General features: G+C 69.2%; 11 protein-coding genes. 4 read left to right on the forward strand and 7 right to left on the reverse strand.

Features of this window, described 5'->3' with window-relative positions; translation table 11 throughout:
* Positions 1–5 precede the first annotated feature (5 nt).
* The 3 genes from ACQP06_RS01395 to ACQP06_RS01405 all read right to left on the reverse strand — a co-directional run bounded on the left by ACQP06_RS01395 (position 6) and on the right by ACQP06_RS01405 (position 8770).
* Positions 6–1322, reverse strand: a complete 1317-nt coding sequence (locus tag ACQP06_RS01395; RefSeq protein WP_433669905.1) for a class I SAM-dependent methyltransferase — start codon at positions 1320–1322, stop codon at positions 6–8.
* Positions 1319–2749 carry an FAD-binding oxidoreductase gene (locus tag ACQP06_RS01400; RefSeq protein WP_433673204.1) on the reverse strand — a complete coding sequence of 477 codons (1431 nt, stop codon included), beginning with the start codon at positions 2747–2749 and terminating at the stop codon, positions 1319–1321. The genes ACQP06_RS01395 and ACQP06_RS01400 overlap by 4 nt, the downstream gene beginning before the upstream one ends.
* Positions 2750–2938: 189 nt before the next feature.
* Positions 2939–8770: a pentapeptide repeat-containing protein gene (locus tag ACQP06_RS01405; RefSeq protein WP_433669906.1), complete on the reverse strand. Its 5832-nt coding sequence runs from the start codon at positions 8768–8770 to the stop codon at positions 2939–2941.
* 104 nt (positions 8771–8874) lie between these two features.
* On the opposite strand from ACQP06_RS01405, the gene ACQP06_RS01410 reads away from it, so the two are divergent.
* The gene (locus ACQP06_RS01410) at positions 8875–10113 is read left to right on the forward strand and encodes an SLC13 family permease (protein WP_433669908.1); all 1239 of its coding nucleotides are present in this window, start codon (positions 8875–8877) and stop codon (positions 10111–10113) included.
* Here ACQP06_RS01410 and ACQP06_RS01415 read toward each other — a convergent pair.
* Positions 10110–11003: a hypothetical protein gene (locus ACQP06_RS01415; protein ID WP_433669910.1), complete on the reverse strand. Its 894-nt coding sequence runs from the start codon at positions 11001–11003 to the stop codon at positions 10110–10112. The genes ACQP06_RS01410 and ACQP06_RS01415 overlap by 4 nt on opposite strands.
* 109 nt (positions 11004–11112) lie before the next feature.
* On the opposite strand from ACQP06_RS01415, the gene ACQP06_RS01420 reads away from it, so the two are divergent.
* Positions 11113–11547 (forward strand): SRPBCC family protein, encoded by a 435-nt coding sequence (locus ACQP06_RS01420; RefSeq protein WP_357087866.1) that lies wholly within the window; start codon positions 11113–11115, stop codon positions 11545–11547.
* Positions 11548–11552: 5 nt separating this feature from the next.
* Here the strand turns inward: ACQP06_RS01420 and ACQP06_RS01425 are convergent, their stop codons facing one another.
* Together ACQP06_RS01425 and ACQP06_RS01430 are read right to left on the reverse strand one after the other, a co-directional pair.
* Complete coding sequence (locus tag ACQP06_RS01425) at positions 11553–11900, reverse strand: VOC family protein (protein ID WP_433669911.1); 348 nt, start codon at positions 11898–11900, stop codon at positions 11553–11555.
* Positions 11901–11914: 14 nt separating this feature from the next.
* Positions 11915–12724, reverse strand: coding sequence for a MerR family transcriptional regulator (locus ACQP06_RS01430; RefSeq protein ID WP_433669913.1), 810 nt, complete (start codon positions 12722–12724; stop codon positions 11915–11917).
* A 101-nt stretch (positions 12725–12825) separates the two neighbouring features.
* Here ACQP06_RS01430 and ACQP06_RS01435 point away from each other — a divergent pair, with 101 nt between their 5' ends.
* Positions 12826–13155, forward strand: coding sequence for a YbaB/EbfC family nucleoid-associated protein (locus ACQP06_RS01435; RefSeq protein ID WP_379273467.1), 330 nt, complete (start codon positions 12826–12828; stop codon positions 13153–13155).
* A gap of 14 nt (positions 13156–13169) precedes the next feature.
* The gene (gene recR, locus ACQP06_RS01440) at positions 13170–13778 is read left to right on the forward strand and encodes a recombination mediator RecR (RefSeq protein ID WP_357087859.1); all 609 of its coding nucleotides are present in this window, start codon (positions 13170–13172) and stop codon (positions 13776–13778) included.
* Between the two features lie 38 nt (positions 13779–13816).
* On the opposite strand, the gene ACQP06_RS01445 is transcribed toward recR, so the two are convergent.
* Entirely contained in the window at positions 13817–14008 is a 192-nt protein-coding gene (locus tag ACQP06_RS01445; protein WP_433669916.1) for a hypothetical protein, read from the reverse strand.

Here is a 14008-nt window from a genome sequence, read left to right on the forward strand (position 1 = left end):
GAGAGTCACGCCTTCCACCAGGGGCGGAGGGGCACCGTCCAGGACTGGTCCGCGGCGAGTTTGACGCCCAGGATCTGGTGCAGCTGCACCACATTGCGTTCGAACCCGAGCTGGCAGCCCGCCATGTACAGGCCCCACACCTTGGCGGTGCCCTCGCCGACCTCGGCGACCGCGTCGTCCCAGTTCTTCACCAGGTTGTCGCACCATTCGGCGAGGGTGAGGGCGTAGTGCTTGCGCAGGTTCTCCTCGTGCAGCACCTCGAGGCCCGAGTTCTGGATCTCGGAGATGATGCGGCCGGAGCCCGCGAGTTCGCCGTCGGGGAAGACGTAGCGGTCGATGAAGTCGCCCGCCTTGGTGATTCGGGTGTTGTCGGGCCGGGTGATGGAGTGGTTGAGGAACAAGCCGCCGACCTTCAGCTTGGACTTGATGTAGTCGAAGTAGGCCGGGTAGTTGTGCACGCCGATGTGTTCGGTGAGGCCGATGGAGGACACCGCGTCGAAATTGCCTTCGCGCACGTCGCGGTAGTCGGAGTGCCGCACCTCGGCGAGGTCGGACAGGCCTTCCTCGGCGATCTTGGCCCGCGCCCATTCGGCCTGTTCGGCGGACAGGGTCGCGCCGATGACGTGGACGCCCTGCTTGGCGGCGTAGCGCACCATGCCGCCCCAGCCGCAGCCGATGTCGAGCAGCCGGTCGCCGGGCTTCAGGTTCAGCTTGTCGAAGACCAGGCGGTACTTGTTCTCCTGCGCCTGTTCCAGCGTCCAGGCCGGGTCCTCGTAGGTGGCGCAGGTGTAGGTCATGGACGGGCCCAGCACGTATTCGTAGAACGTGTTGGAGACGTCGTAGTGGTGGTGGATGGCCTCGGCGTCGCGAGTCTTGCTGTGCCGCAGTCCCTCCAGCGCGATGCGCCGCCAGCGCGGCATGGCCTCCTGCGGCGGCGGGGGTACCGGCTTGAGCAGTTCCCAGCCCAGCGAGCGCGCGATGACCACCAGTTGCAGCGCGGTGGGGCGGCGGAACTTCATGCCCGCCATGGCCTTCAGCAGTTCGTACGGGTCGCCGGGTTCGACGCCGTGGGCGATCAGATCCCCGGCGATGTAGGCGCGCGCCATGCCGAGGTCGCCGGGCGCGGTGGCGATGTAGTTGACGCCGCGCGGCGTGAGGATCTCGAGGCCGAATTCGGAGTCCTCGGGTCCGGCGGTGCTGCCGTCGTAACAGGTCAGGTGGATGGGCACCGGGCCGTCGAGCAGGGTCGCGAAGATCTCGGCAATACTCAGTTTGGTTCCGAGCTCGGCGAATACGTCGGAACGGTCCTTGTACGTGGTCACTTGCGTTGCACCGCCTTCGAATACAGATCCAGTAGACGAGAATCCGGGTCGTAGCGCTTCTTGAGGGAGGAGTAGGCACCGCCGCCGTAATAGAGGCCGGCGAATTCATCCTGGTCGTAGTAGGAGTCCGAATACAGCGATTTGTGACCGTCCAGTTCGGACACTTTGCGTTCGATGGCGCGGTTGGCCGCGCCCTCGGGCTGTCCGGGCACGGTCGGCACGGCCGACCAGAAGCCGACGTTCACATAGGTGCGCTCGGGTTCCAGCGGGTAGAGCGGCCAGGGCCGTTCGCCGTCGGTGTCGCGCAATCGCAACGGGCACAGCCAGATCGGCTCGATCGGGATCTCGCGCAGGAACCATTCCACGAAGTCCGCGGTGTGCTCGAGCGGCACCTCGATGTCCTGCACCACCCGCTCGCGGGGCGGATTCCCGTGCCGTGCCTCGATCTTGTCGCCGATGGCGTACTTGTGGTCGAGGGCGATGAGTTTCCAGTAGAAGCTGGAGCGCCGGTACCGCTGCGGCCAGCAGCGCCGGATGCGCGGGTTCTGCGCGCCGAAGGCCCGCGAGCACCAGAACCAGTCGGTGTCCCAGCGCCACAGGTAGTCGTGGATGGTGAGCCGGTCGCGTTTGGGCCGCGGGGAATCGTGCTGGATGGACCGGTAGTAGATGTCCATGCCGGTGTAGTCGCTGACCGGGCCGGGTTCGTCGGTCTGGCGGCCCAGGATCAGGTAGCTCTCGTCGGCCGTGAAGACCACGCCGTCGAGGTAATGGACCGGTTCGCCGTCCCAGGCGCGGTCGGCGATGATCCGCGCCATGGCGGCCTCGAGTTCGCGCAGCTGATGGAAACGGACGTGCCGCACCTCGACATACGGTTCGACGGTTTCCAACTCGATTTTCAAACGCGTCGAATAACCCAGCGTTCCATACGAATTGGGGAAGCCGCGATACAACTCCGCATGCTCCCCGTCGCGGGTCGCGGTGATGATCTCGCCCGCCCCGGTGAGCACATCCATCTCCAGCACGGATTCGTGCGGTAGCCCGTTGCGGAACGAGGTGGATTCGATGCCGAGCCCGGTGACCGCGCCGCCGAGGGTGATGGTCTTGAGCTGCGGCACCACCAGCGGGGCCAGTCCGTAGCGCAGCGTGGTGGCGACCAGGTCCTCATAGGTGGTCATCCCGGCCACGTCGGCCGTGCGGGCTTCCGGGTCGACCGCGATGACCTGCGTCAATCCGGACACGTCCAGTCCGGGTGCGGTGCTGCGGGCGCGGGCCCGGAAGAGATTGGACGTCTTCTTGGCCAGCCGGACATTGGCATCCGGCGGTATGGCGCGGTAGGAGGCCAGGAGGCGATCGACCCCAGCCCGATGCGCGGCGAAACCTGATTCCTGTGCGGCCGGTGCGCGGCCGGCCTTACCCAACAGACTCACTGCCACCCTCGAAAACCTAGCGTGCACCGACCGGTACGGCCAGCAAGAAAGCACCGGCGGGGCGGGTTTTCACACATAGTTTCCCTGTGTGCGGACAGGCGTGACCTGCCCTGTAGTCAGAGTATTCCCCGTCACACCGTGATGATTCTTACTTTAGCTAACATTTGGCTTACGGTGTGCCGGAGCGGTTTACAGCGGGTCGTCCAATTCCATCTGCCGGATCTGCGGCAGATACGGGTCCAATTCGCCCGCTTCGAAGCGGCACATGCCGATCACGTGCCAGAACTGGCCCGCCGTCAGACCTTCGGTCTTGTAGCGGCCGTCCGGGGTGAACGCCACCCAGCCCTCCGGCAGGCCCAGCAGGGTGGCCCGCGGTTCCGGCGGGGCGCCGGACTCGTCCAGCGCCCACACCATGATCGAGCCGTCATTGCCGCCGCTGGCCAGCAGCCGCCCCGACGGATCGAAGGCCAAGGACCGCACCCGGTTCCGATGGCCGTGCAGGGTGTGCCGGTGCTCGCCCGTGGCGATGTCCCACAGGTGGATCACCAGATCGTCGCCCGCCGTGGCCAGCAGGCCCGACCGCGCGTCCACCGCCACGCACCACAACCGCCCCCGATGCAGGTCCAGCCGGTGCAGCGGGGGACCTCCGGCCCGGCTCCAGATCCGGACCGTGCCGTCCCAGGAGATGCCCGCGACCAGGTCGTCGTGCAGGACCACCCCGTAGACGCGATGTCCGCCCGCGCCGCTCGGCATCGGATCCGACAGCGTGCCCAGCAGTTCCCCGGACTCCACCGCCCAGAGCCGGATCTGCCCGTCGTCGCAGCCGGTGGCCATGGTCGCGCCGGTGGCGTCGAAGGCGATCGAGCGCACCCGGCCGCGATGGTCGGCGCAGACCGCGTGCTCACCGCCGGTCTCGCGGGTCCACAGCGTCACCGTGTCGTCGTCGTTGGCGGTGGCGATGAAGCGGGCGGTCGGGTCGTAGGCGATGGCCCACACCGGCGCGGAGTCGACGGTGATCTCCCGTTCGGCCTCGCCGGTGCCGATATCGGACACCCGCAGCCGCCCGGCATTGCCGACCGTCACCAGCTGGGTGGCCCGGGCCGGGCTGAACACCCCCGATTCCACCGTGACCAGCCCGTCCGCGCTGCCCTGCAGCCGGCGGGTGAGCCGCCCGGTGGCGGCGTCCCAGAGCCGGACGCTGCCGTCGTTGCCGAAACCGGCGAGCACCGTGCCGTCCGCGCTGAAGGACACCGCGCGCACGTGCCGCCCGTGCCCGTTGAGGGTGTGCAGGCGTTCGCCGGTAGCGGGATCCCAGACCCGCAGCGCGAACTGGTCGTCGGCGATGGCGAGCTGGGTGCCGTCGGGCCGGAACGCGAACGGCCAGATGGATCCGGTGTGCCCGGTCAGCTTGTGCAGCGGCGCGCCGGTGCGGCCGTCGCGCACGTAGACCGCGCCCGCCGTGTCGCCGGACGCCAGCATGTCACCGCCCGGATCGAAGCCGAGCCAGTGGATGCGGGCATTGCCGTGCTCGGTGCGGTGGTGCCGCTGCGCGCCGGCGCCGGTGTCCCACAGCCGGATTCCGCCCGCGAGATCGCCGCTGGCCAGGATGGGTTCGGTCGGATGGAAGGCGATCGTGTAGACGATGTGCTCGTGCCCGGACAGATCGTGGACCAGGGTCCCGGTGGCCGGATCCCACAGTCCGAGTACGCCGTCCGCGCCCCCGGCGGCCAGCAGCGTGCCCAGCGGATCCCAGCAGACGCGGCGGACCGGTCCCGGCGCGGCCCGGAAGCCGCCCAGCTCGGCCCCGGTGCCCAGGTGCCAGACCCGCACGGTCCCATCGTGATAGGCGGCGGCGAGCCGGTCCCGGTGGAAGGCGAGGCTGTAGATGCGTTGCGGGCGGCCGTCCGGCGGTGGGAGTTCGTGCAGCAGTTCACCGTCGGGGAGTCGCCGGACGCGTAGCGTCCCGGCCGCGTCGCCGGTGGCGAGCAGGGTTCCGGCGGTATCGGTTTCCAGTGGCCAGGGCCAGTTCTGGTGTCCGGTCAGGACCGCCTTGATCGCGCCGCTGGCGGCGTCCCAGATCCGCACGGTCCCGTCGGCCGAGCCGGTGACCAGCACCTGTTCGGTGTAGGCGAGGGCGAAGGTGCGGTCGCGGTGCCCGTGCAGGGTGCGCAGGGTGCGCCCGGTGTCCGCGCCGTAGACGACCACGCTGCCGGAGTCGCAGCCCACCGCGATGGTGCCGCCGTCCGGACTGTAGGCCAGCGGTCGCGGCAGTCGTCCGCTCTGCGCGTCCACGCCGTGCTTGACCCCGATGGCGGCGGGCGCGAATTCGGTCAGCGGCGGGGTGCCGGGGACGCGGCCGGACCCGGCCAGATCGGTCCCGGCGGGACGGCCGATCACGTCGAGCAGCGCGGCCCGGGTCCAGCGGCTGCCCTCGCCGCGCACGCCGGTGAGGTCGGTGCGGGCCAGGCGGGCCCCGGTCAGGTCGGCGCGGCCCAGATCGGCGCGCACCAGCGAGGCCTGATCCAGGTGCGCCCGGTGCAGGCGGGCCCCGCGCAGGTCGGCGTTCTGGAGATTGGCGCTGGTCAGCTGGACTTCGGTCATATCCGCTCCGCGGAGGTCGGTGCCGACCAGGGAGGCCTGGTCGAGTTGCGCGCCCACCAGTCGGACGCCGCGCAGGACCGCCTGGTCCAGCACCGCGCCGGTGAGCCGGGTGGCGGTCATGTTCGCGCCGGTGAAATCGAGCTGCCGCAGATTGCGGAAGGACAGGTCCTCGCGCGACAGGTCGAGGCCGCGCAGGTCCTTGTCGGGGCCGATGCGCAGCCGGGCCGCGACGCGGGCGGCATTGGTGCGGGTGATCTCGTGCTCGTCCGGATCGTCCTGGATGCGTTCGACCCAGGCCTGCAGCAGCTCGACTTCGGCCAGATCACAGAGGAATTCGACGGCGAGGGGTTCCAGCTGCGCCTGCGCCGGCGGCGCGGGTTCGGCGACCCCCGCACCCAGCTGGGTGGCGATGGCCTTGGCCACCAGCCAGTCCCGCACCGAGGAGTGGATGAAGCCGAAGCGATTGTCGTCGGTGCGCACGATGAGGCTGCGGGAGCCGAGGGCGTGCACGAACTGCGCCACATTGAGCCGGCTCGCGTCGATCTCCTGTGCGGCGGCCTGCGCGACCTCGGTCAGCTCGGTGAGATTCAGGTAGGGCCGCCCGTTCTCCCACACCCGCAGCGCGAAATACGTGACGGCGAGCCACAGTTCGGTGAGGCCCAGGGTGGGCTGGGAGCTGGCGCGTTCGGGGGAGCGCTCGATCTCGTAGGTGAGCCAGCTGGTCAGGATCTCCTCGTAGAGCCGGGTGGGGCCGATGATGCGGCGGGCCCCGGCCGCGGTGCGCAGCCGCTGTTCGTCGAGGTCGGCGATGAAGCTCAGCATGCGCGGATTGCAGGCCAGTTTCAGCAGGCCGGGAATCCCGCGCAGCAGCCGCATCCGGGCGTCGGCCGAGGGCCCGCTCGGGCCGTAGCGGTTGACCAGGAAGGCGTGCACCTGCTCGTCGGTGAAGTTCTCCACGCTCAGGATGTAGCGGTCCGGGTGCGGGTCCTCGCGGGTGTCGAGGGCCGCCGCGATCTGGTCGTAGGACTTGAAATGCTGTGTGCGCCCGGCCACCACGACCTTGGCCCGGCCCACCGCGGCTTGCAACAGTGTGGCCATGTGCTCGGCGGCGCTGTCGTAGTTGAGGCGGGTGAGCAGTTCGTCGAAGCCGTCGAAGAGCAGCACCACCCGGCCCTGTTCCAGCATGTACCGCAGGGCGCGCAGGTCGATGCGGGATTCGCCGTTGTTGGCCAGGTGCGCGGCCAGCAGGGTGTCCAGGGAGCTGGTGCGATCCAGTTCGCGCAGCTCGATGTGGATGGGCACCAGCCCGGTGGTGGTCTCGGCGATCCGGCGGGTCAGCTCGCGCAGCGCGAAGGTCTTGCCGAGTCCGAAATCGCCGAGCAGCAGCACGAATCGGCCGTCCGCGGCGGTCACCAGGTTCATGAGTTCGGCGACCAGATCGTGCTGCACCTCGCGACCGCGCGGAGCGAGCATGCGGAAGCGCTGCGGCACATACAGTTCCGGCGGATAGGCCGGGTCGTCGCGCAGTCGGGCCGACTGTTTGCGCAGGTAGTCGCCGAGTTCGACCATGCCCTGGAAGTCGGTGAAGCTGCGGATCCGCACGCCCTCGGCGGCCGCCCGGTCGGAGAGTTCGCGGCTCGGGGCGGGACCCAGGTAGATGAGCTGGGAGCCGGGTCGCGGTTCGGGCCCGAGGAAGGCGTCGAGGACCTGGCCGGTCACCTCGCCCACGTGCGCGCCGATGATGAGCTGCTCGATGACCGGCTCGGAATTCACGGTGACCAGCAGATAGTGCGGGTCGGCGGTGATGCGGCGGATCCGCGCGCCCGGATAGCGCACCTCGCACACCTCGGCGACCTGCTCCAGCAGCATGTCGTGCGGTCGGGCGGTCTCGCTCGCCCGCAATTCCGGGCGGCGGGGCGCGGTCGGGGGAGCGGGCAGTTCGCGGGCGCCCCGGCGCTCCAGCGCCACAACGGCATTCGTCCAGGTGAGGGCCTGCGGGACCGGAGTCTCCAGCGGTTCGTCGTAGCGGTAGCGGGTGAGTCCGGCATCGGTGATGTGGACCAGTTCGGCCTGACCCGGTGCGGGCGCGGCCAGGACGGGCAGCGTGCCGCCCGGGTGCGCGAGCGAGCGTCCCGCCCGGCCGGGGCCGCGCAGCAACAGGTTCAGGCGCGGGCCCAGGCGGCGGAAGGCGCGTTCGGCGTCGCGCAGCACGCCCGCGTCGTAGGGCGAGGTGTTCGGACCGGGGGCCGGATCGTGGCGCAGCACGCCCAGCCGGAACCAGCCTTGCGCCTCCTGGGCGCGCAGCTGCTCGGCGAACCAGTCCTTCTGTTCGTCACCGATGGCGCCGTAGTCGTCCTCGGGGCGGTGGGTGGCGGCCATGGTCGAGTTCAAACCGGCCACGACCAGGCGCAATCCGGGGATCGGGAACAGCGTCCAGGGCTGGCCGACATCGAAGACCAGATGGTCGAGCCCGCGGTAGAGGGTGTTGAACATCTGCTCGAACAGGCGCAGTTTCGCGAAGTAGGGCGCGCGGGGCAGGCGGTCGTTGGCCTCGCAGTCCAGGAAGTGGGCGCGGCAGGCCAGTTTCGAGATGTCGTGGTTGCCGGGGACCACGATCAGCCGGTCGGGTTCCAGTTTGAGCAGCACCCGCAGGCCGGTGAGAAACGCGGTGGCCTTGCGGAATTCGGTCGGATGCGCGGATTCGGTGAGATCACCGCTGACCACGATGAGATCCGGCGGCGGGGCCTGCCGATCCACCAGTTCGGTGACCGCGCCCCAGATGTGGGACTGCAAACCCTCCGGATCGGTGGGGAGATCGGCCGACGCCCGCCCGAACCGCGGACCGCCGATATGCAGGATGGACAGTCCCGCATGGGTGCGGGCCGCGGCGATGTCCCCCGGGAACGCCGGCGGCGACAGCGGGCGGCGGCCCGGCGGCCTGGGTTCCGGTGCCGTGGACCACGAGTCGTCCGAACGCGGGTCCGCACGCCGCCGCGGCGTCCACCGCTCCGACAGCATCCGCTCGACCCGGTCCAGCACTTCCCGCCGCATCTCGGCCTCGTCGGTCACCCCGAACAGGTCCAGGCAGGCGACCCCGGTCGGCAGCCATTCCAGCGAGCAGTCGCTGACCCGGATGGCCAGCAGCTTCCCCGGGTCCACGTCCAGCGCGGCCTGCCACTCCCGGTTCGCGTGCCGGGAGGACACGTAGTCGCGGGTCAGCACCGCGATCACCAGATCCGCCTCGCGCACTCCCCGCTGCACGAACTCCCCGTAGTTCGCCGCCGGATCGAAGTCCCACGACGACACCAGGGTTCGATACCGCCCCTCGGCATGTTCGAGCAGCCATCCCAGCCAGATGGCCCATCGCTCGTCGGCCGCCGAATAACTCGTGAAAAGTAACCGCCCACCCCACGCCGTCACACCGCCCAGTATCCCGCCCCCCAAACCAACCCGCCGCCAATCGAATTGACCTCTTTCCCAATTCTCAGATCATGCGATCCGCGTCGCCCTGCGAGAATTGACCGATGGCCGAAGTTGACTCCGGTTCACCGCCCGCCCGGGCAGGCTCGGCCGTGCGCCGGCGGCCCGGCGTCCTGGATTCCGTGCGGATCGGGTTGCTGCTGGCCGGACTGCTGTGCGTCGCGACCGGGCTGCTGCCGCGGGCCGAGGCCGCGGACAATATGCGGCGGATCGCGCCGCTGCTGTTGTTCCTGGGCAGCGTGATCGTGCTGGCGAATCTGGCGCGGCGGGCCAGGGTGTTCGATGTGATCGCGCACCGGCTGGCGATCGTCGCGGGCGGGAACTATGCCGGGTTGTTCCTGCTGTGCGTGCTGTTCGCGGCGGTGACGACGACGGTGCTGAACCTGGACACGACCGCGGTGCTGCTGACGCCGGTGATGATCGCGCTGGCGGTGCCCGCGCGGATTCCGCCGCTGCCGCTGGCCATGACCACCCTGTGGCTGGCGAACACGGCGAGTCTGCTGCTGCCGGTGTCGAATCTGACCAATCTGCTGGCCGCGGATCGGGTGGCCTTGGACGCCACCGGGTTCGCGGCGCGCATGTGGCTGCCGCAGCTGCTGTCGATCGCGGTGACCATGGTGTGCCTGTGGTGGTGGTACTGGCGGCGGTCGCAGCGCGGGGCCGACCGCTATGTGGTGCCGGATCCGATCCGGCCCGCGGATCTGCGGGAACGGGTGCTGCTGTACGCGTCCGGGGGCGCGTGCGCGCTGTTCGTGCTGGCGATTCCGTTCGTGGGGGACCGGATCGGGATCGCGGCCACGGTGGCGGCGGCCATCGCGGTGCTGGCCTTCGCGATATACGACCGGTCGGCGCTGCGGCCGTCGCTGTTGCCGTGGCAGCTGCTGGTTTTCGTGGCCGGCCTGTTCCTGGTGGTGCCGACGCTGTCGCGGTACGGGCTCTCGACGTTGATGGAGCACCTGATCGGGGAGGACACTAGCGGGCCGGGGGTGTTCCGGGCCGCCGGGGCGGGGGCCGCGCTGTCCAATATCGTGAACAATCTGCCCGCCTACACCGCGGGGGAGGCGGTCGGGCACGGCGGCCGGGATCAGTTGCTGGCCTTGCTGATCGGCACCAATGTGGGTCCGGTGGTGACGCCATGGGCCTCGCTGGCCACCCTGCTCTGCCTGGAGTTCTGCCGCACCCACGAGGTGCGGGTCCCCATGCGCCGCTTCGTGCTGACCGGCCTGGTGCTGGCCGTGGCCGCGACCACCGCCGCGACCGCGGGCCTGCTGCTCACCGGCTAGAACGTATTGGACGGTCGCAGTGCGTATTCCACGATCTCGGTGACGTCGTCGTCGGTGTACACGGCGGGCAGCGGCAACGCCAGCCGCTCCAGCAGCCGCCGCACCTGCGCGATGCTCGGTTCGGCGGGCGGTCGCAGCTCGCTGTCGCGGCCCATCGGAACGTGGCGGGCCTGCTTGAAACTCGAGGCCAATTCGCGGGTGAGATCGGAGTATTGGGTCTTGCCGCGTTCGAAGAGCAGCGCCGGGGTGTTCGAGCCGCGCTGATTGGTGATGACCACGCTGTCGGACATGTCCCAGCGGTAGGTCGACACCACCGAGGACAGCGCCAGCTCGATGGTCAGCAGCTCGGACTGGGCCCGGTACCAGGAGCAGGCCACCACGGTGGCGAAGGACTGCTTGCGAATCCGGTCGGTGGTCCACGGCCGTCCGGTCGCGTCGCCGCCCGGCTGCAGCGAGTTGCGGTGCTGCGCCTCGACCTCGCACAGCTGCTCGTCGCCGGGGTCGAGGATCTCGACCCGCAGATTCAGCAGGTGCTGTTCGGCGCGCACCCGGCCCAGGAAGAACGGCAGGGTGGTGGCCCGCAGATAGGTTCCGGTGCCGCCCTTGTAGATCCAGTTGTCGGTGTCGCGGCGGGCCAGCGCGTGCGCCTGATCCACCTCCGCGCCGTAGAGCAGGCGCACCGCCGCGGTCTCGCCGACCAGCCGGGCGATCCGATTGCGGTCCCGCAGCAGCGTCACCGCGAGCAGGCTCAGCACCAGCAGGATGGCATTGCTCACCGGATCGAGCTTGGTGTTCTTGTCGATGAACTCGACGATCACCGCGGTGATCGCGATCACGATGGCGACCACCGCGTCGATATTGAGCCGGAGCCAGGTAGCGAAGCGGGTCATGGGCGGCGTCCTCCCCCGAGAGATGTCACCCAGGATAGGTGCCGCGTAGCATGACCGAGCGGTAACAGGGCAGAGTGCCGGTCAGCCCGCAATCACTAAGGAGCACATGGTGGGACAGGTCAGCGCCTCCAGTTCGATCGTCGTCGCGGCGGATCCGAAGCGCACCCTCGACGCGATCGCCGACTACGAAACGGTCCGGCCGAAGATCCTCTCCTCGCACTACCGCGACTACAAGGTGGTCGAGGGCGGCCAGGGCGCGGGCACCGTCGCGGAGTGGACGCTGCAGGCCACCGAGAAGCGGTCCCGCAATGTGCGCGCGGCCATCTCGGTCTCCGATTCCATGGTGACCGAACGGGATTCGAACTCGTCCATGGTCACCGCCTGGACCGTCACCCCCTCGGGCTCCGGCTCGCTGGTCACCGTGCGCACCACCTGGAAGGGCGCGGGCGGCATCGGCGGCATCTTCGAGGGCATCTTCGCGCCCCTCGGCCTGAAGAAGATCCAGGCCGAGGTGCTCGAGAACCTGAAGCGGGAACTGGCCTAGGTTCGCTAGTCCTGTGCGATATCGAAGAGGTTGCCCTCGGGGTCGGACAGCGTCGCCCACTTGACGCCGTATTCGTCGAAGTCGGCGAGATGCTTGGCCCCGAGCGTGACCGCCTTCGCGATCTCGGCCTGCTGGTCGGGTGAGTGCAGGTCCAGGTGCACCACGTTCTTGCCCGGGTTCTTGTCGGGCACCTTGATGAACATGAGCGTCGGCGTGGCGGCCCCGTTGTCGATGGTGGCGAAGAATTCGGTCGCGCCGTCGTCGACGGGACGCTCGAACAGCTGCGCGTAGAACCCCGCCAGCTCGGCGGCGTTGTCGCAGTCGAAGGTGATGTTCCCGAGGGACAGTGCCATGTGTTCTCTCCTTTTCAGAGCCGGCCGATCGGCCAGCAGACTTCGGTGCGGTAGTCGGCGGGTTCGGCGTCGCCGGGACCCACCAGGTAGAGCTCGCGCACGGGTTCGGCGAGCGCGGTGTCGTGTTCGGCCACGTGGCTGCCCAGCGCGCCGTAGGTGCGGTCGAATTCGGTGAACGGGCCCGCGTGCACCGCGATAGCGAAGCGGCGGGCCGGCAGGTCCAGGACGGTTCCGGGGTCGAAGCGGTCCCGGTGCCGGGGGTCGATCGGCACGAAGGTGACCACCTCGCCGCGGTCCTGCTCGAAGAAGGCGGGCGCGTAGGTGGCGCCGCCCGGCCCGGCGGGTGCGAGATCGGCTGCGCCCAGGCTGCCGTAGAGCGTCCCGAAACTGTGGTCGCACCACTGGTCGCAGTCCTCGCGCGCCACCTCGGCGGACATGGCGATCACGGGATGGCTTGTGATGGAACGGTATTCGACGCTGATCCGGTCCGACGGCAGCAGCAGCGCCTTGAGCGAGGCCACCACGTCGCGGGTGCGCACCAGCTCGGCCTCCATCCGCTCGAGATGCGCGCGGATCGCCGCGTCCCGCGCCGGCTGATCCGGGGCGGCCATCACCGCCTTGATCTCCGGCAGCGGCATGTTCAGTTCGCGCAGCCGCTTGATCAGGTGCGCCTGATCCACCTGGGCGGTCGAGTAGAAGCGGTAGCCCGAGCCGGGGTCCACCGCGACCGGCTCCAGCAGCTCGATCTCGTGGTAGTACCGCAGCGTCTTGATGGTCAGGTAGGTGAGCCGGGAGAACTCACCGATCGGAACCGTTGCCGTCATGCTTTCAGCGAACACCCTCCAGCGAGGGGAGAGTCAAGCGAACCGTCGCGTGTCGGCGACTAGGCTGGGATGCGATCACCATCCCCCAGGAAGGACGCGCCGTGCAGCCCGGTGAAGGTTTCGATTTCCAGCAGTTGATGGCACAGGCCCAGCAGATGCAGCAGGCGGTGATGGCCGCGCAGCAGGAGATCGCGGAGTCCGAGGTCGAGGGCGAGGCCGGCGGCGGCCTGGTGCGCGCCAAGATCCGCGCCACCGGCGAGGTGCTGTCGCTGACCATCGATCCCCAGGTGGTCGACCCCTCGGATGTGGAGACCCTCCAGGACCTGATCATCGGCGCGCTCAACAACGCCATGGACACCGCGCAGAACCTGGCCGCCGAGCGGCTGGGTCCGCTCGCGGGCGGCCTCGGCGGCGCGCTGCCCGGACTCTGAGCGGGGCTGGGTAGGTGTACGAGGGTCCGGTTCAGGATCTCATCGACGAACTGGGCAAACTGCCCGGTGTCGGCCCGAAGAGCGCGCAGCGCATCGCCTTCCATCTGCTGTCGGTGGAGCCGCCGGAGATCGACCGGCTGCAATCCGCCCTGCAGAAGGTGCGCGACGGGGTGCGGTTCTGCAATGTCTGCGGCACCGTCTCCGATGGCGAACTGTGCCGTATCTGCGCCGATCCGCGCCGCGATCGCACCATGATCTGCGTGGTCGAGGAACCCAAGGATGTGCAGGCCATCGAGCGCACCCGCGAATTCCGGGGCCGCTATCACGTGCTCGGCGGCGCACTCGATCCGCTCTCGGGCGTCGGCCCGGATCAGTTGCGTATCCGGGAATTGCTGACCCGCATCGGAAATCAGGATGACGGGGTGGACGTGTCGGAGGTCATCATCGCCACCGACCCGAATACCGAGGGTGAGGCGACGGCCACCTATCTGGTCCGTATGCTGCGCGACTTCCCGGGCCTGAGCGTGACGCGTCTGGCCTCGGGTCTGCCCATGGGCGGCGATCTCGAATTCGCCGATGAATTGACCCTGGGTCGCGCCCTTTCCGGCCGTCGCGCGCTATAGCCGGTCCGGGGGTTTCGGGGGGAACCCCCGAGAGCCGATCAGGTCCAGGTCGGCGGTGCGGGCAGCGCCGCCGGCTGCGGGCACGGAATGTGCTGCACGTTGCGGGGGATATCGGCGCCGGCGCCACTGGCGTGTAAAGCCACGGCAATGGCGAAGGTGGCCGCCAAACCCGCCACAACTGCCAGGCCCTTACGCAAGGTCCCGGTTTTCAGGGACGGGCGTAGCTTCAT

It is taken from the genome of Nocardia sp. CA-136227 (assembly GCF_050955695.1).
GTDB lineage: Bacteria > Actinomycetota > Actinomycetes > Mycobacteriales > Mycobacteriaceae > Nocardia.